This window comes from Pseudomonas sp. S3E12, from assembly GCF_001702295.1.
Lineage (GTDB): Bacteria > Pseudomonadota > Gammaproteobacteria > Pseudomonadales > Pseudomonadaceae > Aquipseudomonas > Aquipseudomonas marginalis.
The window spans coordinates 1-1,265 of sequence record NZ_MBDT01000012.1; the positions used below are offsets into that span (position 1 = coordinate 1).

Consider the following 1,265-nt stretch of genomic DNA (forward strand, 5'->3'; position numbering starts at 1 on the left):
GCATGGTGCTCGGCAATCAGCCTGTCGCCTTGCCAGAAAAACTCCGTCGTTAGGCCGTCCACGGTTTTGCTGATGCGTCGCCCAAACGGGTCATAACGATAGCTGGCGGTTTGGCCGTTGGGTTGGGTGAGGCCTATCAGCCGGTGCTGGCAGTCGTAGCGGTATTCGGTAATCAACGTGTGCCCACGACCCCGCCGTTCGCGGATCAGGTTGCCGAAGGCATCGTAGTCATAGTGGCGGTCGCCCTGGATCATCAGGCGGTTGCCGGCGACGATATCGGGGCCGGGGCGGTCTTGCATCAGCAGGGTGCCGGCCGGGGTGTGGCCGAAGCGTTCCTGCAGGTCTTGGGAGTGGTCGGCGCGGGTCAGGCGGTGTAGCTGGTCGTAGTGGTAGTGGTGTTCGCCTTTGCGGGTGTCGAGCAGGCGGGTGAGGTTGCCGGTTTTGTCGTAGTCGTATTGACGTTGGTAGAGATGGTCTTGTTGCTGGGTGATCGCGTGGGCGTGCAGGCGGTGCTGGTCGTCGTAGTGGTAGTGGCTGAGGAGTTGGCCTTGTTGGCGTTGGTGTTCCTGGCCGGCTTTGAACAGATGAGACGTCAGCAGCGTGCCATTTAACTCGACGGTGGCGAGGTGGCCGCCTTTGCTGTGGTTGAACACCAGACGGTTGTTGTCCGGCAGGCGCAGGTGTTGAAGCTGGCCGCAGGTGTCGTAGCCGTAGCGCAAGGTGCCCCAGCCCTGGTGTTCGGCGGTGAGGCGGTTTTGTGGGTCGTATTCGTAGGCCAGCGCCCAGTGGCCGTCGTCGACGCTGAGGAGGTTGCCCTGGCGGTCGTAGGCGTAATCGACGCTATTGCCATCAGGTAAGGTTTTTCGTACGAGGCGTCCGGCGTGATCTCGCTCATAACGAGTAACGAGCTGACTGCCATCGTCACCGTATTCGGTCTTTTCCTGCAGGTTGCCATTGAGGTCGTAGACGTAGGCGGTGCGCTGCCCATCAAAACCGATTTCCTGCTGGATCAGGCCATTGGGGTGGTAATCAAGCCGGTAGGTCTCGCCAACTTCGTTTTCGATCTCGGTCAGCAGTAACCGCACGTTGTCGTAGTGGTACTTGACCTGAGTGCCATCAGCGTTGATACGCCGACTGATCAGGTGCAACCCGTCGGCGTATTCGTAGCGGATGACGTGGCCCAGTTCGTCGCGTTCGGCGGTGATTTTTCCGTAGGGGTTGTAGCTGTATTCCCGACATGCACCGCCTGGTAATACGACGCGAAC

General features: G+C 60.1%; 1 pseudogene. It reads right to left on the bottom strand.

Annotated features, from left to right (window positions below):
- Positions 1-1,265 (bottom strand): annotated as a pseudogene (locus BB029_RS12715) (RHS repeat protein); the annotation flags it as partial.